8 protein-coding genes are annotated in these 7,141 nt (G+C 47.4%); 4 read left to right on the top strand and 4 right to left on the bottom strand.

Annotated features, from left to right (window positions below):
* The 4 genes from JCM10914_RS30285 to JCM10914_RS13375 form a co-directional block, all read right to left on the bottom strand.
* A partial coding sequence (locus JCM10914_RS30285; protein WP_036718098.1) for a collagen-like protein occupies nt 1-683 on the bottom strand: 683 nt, incomplete at its 3' end.
* A 45-nt stretch (nt 684-728) separates the two neighbouring features.
* Nucleotides 729-1,052 (bottom strand): hypothetical protein, encoded by a 324-nt coding sequence (locus JCM10914_RS13385; protein ID WP_023961705.1) that lies wholly within the window; start codon nt 1,050-1,052, stop codon nt 729-731.
* Nucleotides 1,053-1,058: 6 nt separating this feature from the next.
* Nucleotides 1,059-1,538, bottom strand: coding sequence for a hypothetical protein (locus JCM10914_RS13380; RefSeq protein ID WP_023961704.1), 480 nt, complete (start codon nt 1,536-1,538; stop codon nt 1,059-1,061).
* On the bottom strand, nt 1,522-1,836 hold the full coding sequence (locus JCM10914_RS13375) for a hypothetical protein (RefSeq protein ID WP_023961703.1): 315 nt from the start codon (nt 1,834-1,836) through the stop codon (nt 1,522-1,524). Before JCM10914_RS13375 ends, JCM10914_RS13380 begins: the two co-directional genes overlap by 17 nt.
* 227 nt (nt 1,837-2,063) lie before the next feature.
* On the opposite strand from JCM10914_RS13375, the gene JCM10914_RS13370 reads away from it, so the two are divergent.
* From JCM10914_RS13370 to JCM10914_RS13355, 4 genes are read left to right on the top strand one after another with little or no spacing between them, the layout of a single operon-like run.
* Nucleotides 2,064-3,176 (top strand): glycosyltransferase, encoded by a 1,113-nt coding sequence (locus JCM10914_RS13370; protein ID WP_023961702.1) that lies wholly within the window; start codon nt 2,064-2,066, stop codon nt 3,174-3,176.
* Nucleotides 3,173-4,771, top strand: coding sequence for a glycosyltransferase (locus tag JCM10914_RS13365; protein ID WP_023961701.1), 1,599 nt, complete (start codon nt 3,173-3,175; stop codon nt 4,769-4,771). The genes JCM10914_RS13370 and JCM10914_RS13365 overlap by 4 nt, the downstream gene beginning before the upstream one ends.
* Before the next feature lie 22 nt (nt 4,772-4,793).
* Nucleotides 4,794-5,672 (top strand): hypothetical protein, encoded by an 879-nt coding sequence (locus JCM10914_RS13360; protein ID WP_023961700.1) that lies wholly within the window; start codon nt 4,794-4,796, stop codon nt 5,670-5,672.
* Nucleotides 5,659-7,104 carry a methyltransferase domain-containing protein gene (locus JCM10914_RS13355; protein WP_023961699.1) on the top strand — a complete coding sequence of 482 codons (1,446 nt, stop codon included), beginning with the start codon at nt 5,659-5,661 and terminating at the stop codon, nt 7,102-7,104. The genes JCM10914_RS13360 and JCM10914_RS13355 overlap by 14 nt, the downstream gene beginning before the upstream one ends.
* Nucleotides 7,105-7,141: the final 37 nt, after the last annotated feature.

Here is a 7,141-nt window from a genome sequence, read left to right as displayed (position 1 = left end):
GTGACTCCTGTAGCGCCGGTAGCACCTGTCAGACCTGTCGGACCCGTTAACCCCGTCGCTCCCGTGATACCTGTTGCTCCTGTAGGGCCCTGCGCTCCAGTGATGCCAGTCGGACCGGTCATGCCAGTTGCTCCTGTGATACCCGGATCGCCTGTTGCCCCAGTAAGTCCCGTTGCTCCAGTAACACCAGTAGTACCTGACGCGCCGGTTGCCCCGGTTACTCCTGTCGGACCAGTTGGTCCGGTTGGGCCAATGGCACCTGTAGCTCCTGTAGATCCTATAACTCCTGTAGCTCCGGTTGGCCCCGTTGCACCTCGCGCCCCCGTTGCACCTGTGGCCCCGGTTGCTCCTGTCACTCCAGCATCTCCTCCTCCCGTAGCTCCTCTCAACGCAGCCAGTACACTATCCAATTTACTCTGCAGCAGCCATTGTTTCTTATTCAGTTCCTGCATTGTCTGCCTTATGCTGTCATTGACATTCAAAACATCCTGTACCGTTGCAGGTGGTCCCGATAAACCGGGTATCGTGCCGAGGACATACTGCAGCTTCTCACCTTCGGCATTGATGATATGACTTAATCCCAGCTCTTCCATCGCAATGGAAGTCAGGATTAAGTTAAAGGATTGATCTCGAGTTAAGAGCAAATCCGGAGTTATTTTAGGTGTAGCGTTGTTTTCTGCCATTTCACACCTCCGTCTCCAACACACTCTTCCAAGCAAGTATTACGATCAAAGCATACGGGTTCTATCCAAGGCACCCATGATTTGGCTCATCCTCATTTGCAGCATGACTTCCCTAAGCAGCACATCCTCCATCAACTGACATACCGAATGATTTACGGCAAGCAGATCATGAGCCGCTATATTTTCCATTGGCTCTAAGCAAGGTTGTAACGTTCCGACGACATACTGAATCTTCTCCGCTTCACTATTCACAATATGAGCTAGAGCTATTTCTTCAAGAGCTATAGCTGAGAGTAACAGTCGAATATTGCTCTCACTGACATTCATTGATCCCTCAGGAAAATTACCAAAAGCATCTTCATCAACCAATCCAGATCACCCCTTACGCTTAGATTGTCTCGGTCCTGATTTGGATTTGGGGTTCTTTATTAACAATAGAGGATATGGTGCAGTGCTGGGTTCCTGCGTAATCTTAATGAATCCGTCTCGTATGGAGGATGGATTTGAGCGAAGCACGTATCGGCCCATCTTATCCTGTAACTGCTTAGAGCTTCGGATCATATGTATTTTGACTGGAACCCATGTAAGCTTGTCGTCCTGATCCAGCCATTCCATCGTTATGCTCATCTTTTCATGATACAAATAAAGGAATTGCGCAATGATATGAGCATATGTATGTAAGCGCGGATTCAACCCCTCCTTCGAAGATATAAGCTGGAGCATCTCATGCCAGGATTCTAGCAATTGCTCGAAAGACTCATTCAGGGACAATAGGGAAGGTGCCATCTCCTCGGCAAAAACACGACTTATCGCGTTCTCAGCCCGGTTCTCTACTCTATCATTCCTCGTATTCATCGCAATGTCTCCGATCCTGAATCTCCATGACATTTTCTAGCTTTCGCAGCAGCAACCATTCCTTCATCACGATCACTTCCAGCAGTTTGGAAACCTGATCACTCAGCTTTAACACTTCTGCGCATGATGGTTCATATGATAAGCGTTTTTTTCCTACAAAAGCTTGAATTTTATCTGCCTCCGCGTGCAGTAAATGCGCAATCGCATTCTCTTCCATCGCGATGGACTTCAATAGATCGATAACAACCTCTTCTTCTGTCGGTCTAAAGTTCTCTTCGGGAATTTGCGGCATGCTCATCTTATAGTCCCTCCTTGTGCACACGAGACTGCACCTGAATTATCAATTGGTTTGAATCCTGCATTCCCATTTATTCATTACATTCATATTGATTTCTTACGGTCATTATTCGTGAATCATTGTTAATTTCTTCAATTTATGTCCCATCATCGGTTCATTTCAGATCATAACTTGAATATATATCTATCATATTCTTAAACATCCACCTGAAAATGGAGGTATTTTCATTGATTACAATTAGCTTATGTATGATCGTTAAGAATGAAGAGCGAGTTATCAACCGCTGTCTGTCAACCATTGCCAGCCTCGTTGATGAAATTATTATCGTTGACACAGGCTCCACGGACCGAACCAAATCCATCGTACAAACTTATACGGACTCCATCTATGATTTCACATGGATTGATGATTTTGCCGCTGCCCGCAATTACGCATTCAGCAAAGCAACGAAGGAGTATATTCTTTGGCTGGATGCAGACGATGTATTGCTAGAATCGGATCAACACAAGTTAAGCGAACTGAAAGAATCACTTCCTTCGGACATTGATTCGGTAACCATGTTATATAATCTAAGCTCGGATGAATACGGTAATGTGACATTTAGCTTGCGACGTAACCGTCTGGTTAAGCGAAGCAAGAACTTCCACTGGATCGGACCTGTTCACGAATATCTGGAGGTTCACGGGAATATCACGAACAGCGATGTTGCCGTGACTCATCTTAGTCTGGATGTCGACCCGGATACCGGCCGAAACTTGAGAATTTACGAAAAACGCGAACTGGCGGGCGAAGAGTTCACACCGAGGGATTTATTTTACTTTGCCAATGAATTAAAGGATCACAGTCAACACGAGAAGGCCATCCGGTATTATGAGAAGTTCTTACTTACCGGAAAAGGTTGGATCGAGGACATTCTCACGGCATGCAGCAGATTAGCGGATTGCTATCATGTGCTTGGTGACGATCAGGCTGCTTTCCTGGCATCCATTCGTTCCTTGCAGTTCGCCGCCCCACGTGCCGAATTTTGCTGCCGAATCGGATATCGCTTCTTGGAGCTTGGGCAATATGACAATGCTATATTCTGGTATAAACTTGCAACAGAGCTGGAATTACCTGTGGATTATATGGGATTCCATAACCCATCCTTCTCCACGTGGCTACCGAATCTGCAATTAGCGGTATGCTATGACCGGATCGGAGCGCATGCACTGGCTAATTCGCATAATGAAACTGCACTGACCTATCGCCCCGGTGATGAAACCATGTTGGCAAATCAATCCTACTTCCAAGCCAAACTGGAAGAGCTTGAAGAAGCTGAGACAAGGCGGAGCCTATCATGACCGCAGCGCGAATTCGGATTCTGATCGGCAGTCCTATCAGGCAAAGACCTGAGATATTGAATCATTTTCTCAATTCTTTACTTCGTCTGGAACAAGACAATCTCGAACTGAGCTACTATTTCATCGATGACAATGAGAACGAAGCTTCTAAGGAAATGCTGAACGCCTTTGTTAACAAGGGGCAGCGGGTTGTTATCCACAACACCGTCCATACTGACGAATATGTTCGTAACGACATCACCCATTACTGGAATGAGACGTTGGTCTGGAAAGTCGCGGATTATAAAAACCACATCATGCAGTATGCTTTAGACCTGCGTTTTGATTATGTATTCCTGATTGATTCGGATTTATTATTGGATCCCCGTACTTTGAAATCTCTTATCGAGTCAGACAAGGATATCATTTCTGAGATTTTCTGGACACGCTGGCAGCCTGAATCCCGCCCACAACCGCAAGTCTGGCTCAAAGACGAATATACCCAGTGGCAGCAGGCAAGAGGTGAGATTCTGGACGCGGAGCAGCAGGAAGAGCGCTATCAGCAGTTCGTTCAACAATTAATTGAGCCAGGCGTCTACGAAGTTGGGGGGCTGGGGGCATGCACATTAATCAGCCGCCGAGCGCTGGTACGAGGAGTCAATTACAAACCGATCTATAATCTGTCCTTCTGGGGTGAAGACCGGCATTTCAGCTTACGTGCCGTTGCATTAGGTTTCACTCTATATGTGGATACGCATTATCCGGCCTATCACGTGTATCGTGATGAAGATCTTCATAATGCCGGGCTGTTTATGCAAGCGACAGATTTGAAATCCTCCATGCCCGAACTTTCGCTAACGCAACTGGAGCGACAGACGGATAATGCTCTTCATTGCATCGTGCATCAAGGGACTACCCCTCGTCCTTCGCTAACGCTGTCCATGGTTGTAAAAAATGAAGGTAACCGCCATCTCCGCCAAGCCTTGGAACAGCATCGCCAGTATATTGATCAAGCCGTGATTATCGACGATGGAAGTACCGACAATACCATCGATATATGTATGGAGGTATTAAAAGGCATCCCGGTCCGGTTGATCAGTAATTCGCAATCCAAATTTCATAACGAGATCGAATTGCGCCAACAACAATGGCGGGAAACCTTGCACGTACATCCCGAATGGATTCTTAACCTGGATGCGGATGAGTGGTTTGAAGATGGGTTCGCCACTGCCCTGCCCGCCTTGTTGCAGCAAAGCGAACATGATATGTATTGTTTTCGCCTATACGATTTCTGGGATGAAACGCATTACCGGGAAGACGAGTATTGGAACGCCCATCATTACTACAGACCGTTCCTTCTTCGTTATCGTACCGGGATGGTCTATACCTGGAATGAATCAGCCCAGCATTGTGGACGGTTCCCGGCGAATGTATTCGAGCTGCCGCATCAGCTATCCCCTTTGCGTCTGAAGCATTACGGCTGGTCCAGAATTGAATATCGACAAGAGAAATCCGATCGATACCACAAACTTGACCCTGAGGCTGCTTATGGCTGGCGTGAACAATATCAATCCATATTGGATGCAGCACCCGTACTGAAGAAATGGCAAGAATAACGATTCAGCAAGGAGGTGGATCATGGTAAGAATCATTCATTCCCTTCCCTTATTCATCCGGGAGAGCTCACGCGAGAGCGACCTGCAAATGGCAACCCTTGCATTAGATTCACTCAGAAAATCTGATGAATCGATGATCGTTATTTATAATCAAGGCTGCCTGACGCACGAAGAATTGCAAGTATGGCTGGATGCGAGGGAAATCATAGGTACGCTCTTAGGAAGTGGACAGAATGTGGGTATTGCGGCTGCTAGACAAGCCTGCTTCGAGTACATATGGACACAGTATCCTGATGTGGAGTATATCTCAGAAATTCATGTTGATATGATATTTCCACCTAACTGGTATGAACCGCTGCTTGCCTATCTTGAACGTTCTGGAGAACCCATGGTGTCTCCAGGCATACTAACGGCCAGCGGAGAGCTGCAGCCTCTCCAAGAATTCATAACGCTGCCTGACGATCCAGATGAGCTCATCCGTACACTGCAACACTTATCACGAGAGGACATTGCCCAGGGCTTCGTGCACCCGGTTATACATCAAGCCTCCGTATTGCGCCAAATTGGTGGTTATGACACCCGATTCCTATCAGGCAAACAAGGATATGAGGATGACAGTCTACTTCTTGGTATGCGCTACTACATGGGAACACGTACGGCGTGGCGGCCCAAATGCTGTCTTGAATCTTGGGTGTTCCACACCACCATGGCCCAACGGATGTCACTACCTGATAAACATATCGATTTTGCCAGAAATGAAGAAGGTTTATTCAGGCAGTACGGGGTGTATGGTATCAACGAACTGCTACGGATACACGGTGAATCCGATTGGTTTCGTTACCTGCACGACAAATATATTGCCGACTACGAGGGAGTGAACGATCGACATGCTAAAGAGTGAGCAGCAGAAGCAGATATGGGATCGGCTCTGGTCTCATGAAGTATCCTACGACTGGGATTCACTAAGCCAGACGATCTATGAGAAGATCGTGCAAATTACGGGTGAAGTACAAGGGAAAGAGATCGTTGAGGCCGGCTCAGGCACGGGAAAAATCTCACTGCGCCTTGCGGCTGAGCGTGCGAAGGTGACTCTTGTCGATTATTCTCAGAATGCACTGGAAAATAGTAGAAGTGCCTTTCATCAAACGAATCTGCCCGCCACCTTCATCCTTTCGGATATCCAGAATATGCTGCTGCCGGATCAACATTTCGACCTGACCTGGAATGCTGGCGTGCTGGAGCACTTCGAAGAGGATGAGCGGGTCGTCATCCTGAAAGAAATGAGAAGAGTTACCAAGCCGGACGGGATTGTGGTCGTTCTTACTCCTTACGCCCTCTGTCTGCCATATCGTGCCGGAAAGGAAGCTGGCGAAGAACTGGAAACCTGGATGTACGGAACCGAATATCCGATAACCTCACTGCAGGATGAATTTGAACGGAGCGGTCTGACACTCATCGAAGAGCACAGCATTGGCTTTCTTAACAGTCTGGATTTCCTGGATTTCATCGAGAACTCCGCCAGCGTCAAACAGTGGCTGACCGCTTGGTATCATAGCTTGGATGAGCAGGAGCAGCGGCAAGTGCCCGGTTATCTGCTTGTCAGCGTAGGTCAACCCAAGGATGCGTCGTCTTTGTCTATTGCCAGATCCAATCTCCCTAAAGATCAGGAGCTTAGTTCAGAGGAACGACTAAAGCGTGCACAAGCGATCATCTCCACATATCATGACCGACGAGAGCACAGCCACTATTTGTCAGCTTACCGAGCAGAAGAAACGACATATTGGCTGCCACTACTCCCCATTCTCGATTCTTTGCTTACCGTTAAGGGAAGCAAGGTACTTGATATCGGTTCCGCTTATGGGACGCTGCTGATGTACAGTGTTCTGACAGGGGCAAGAGGGTTCGGCCTGGACATGATGCCAGATTACTGGTCGCGTGAGCTTGAAGCCGATTACGGCCTGTCCTTCAGTCTTTGTAACGTCGAAGCGGATCCCCTCCCCGGTCACGATATATATGACATCATCCTATTTACCGAAGTGCTGGAGCATATGAACTATAACCCGATTCCCGTGCTAAGAAAGATCAACGAGCGACTTATGCCGGGTGGCAGCCTACTCATCTCAACTCCGTGGAAGCGGCATTTTGCGCCGGATCATGCCTATCCAAGGCTTGAGGAAATGCCCTACTACAAACCTGGCGATACGTTTATAGATGCCGAGATTAGATACTATTCGATAGATGAAATGTATGTCCTTGCTCATTCCTCCGACTTTCAGGTTCGCTGGTTAGACGTTTACAACGGGCATCTGCTCTCATGGTTCATCAAACCATAACCGTTAACAAGAACAAGAACCTTCATATCCGCCTAGT

It is taken from the genome of Paenibacillus sp. JCM 10914, from assembly GCF_001315105.1.
Classification (GTDB): Bacteria; Bacillota; Bacilli; order Paenibacillales; family Paenibacillaceae; genus Paenibacillus_AQ.
The sequence above is the reverse complement of the archived record's forward strand: the minus strand, read 5'-3'. Positions and strand labels throughout refer to the sequence as shown.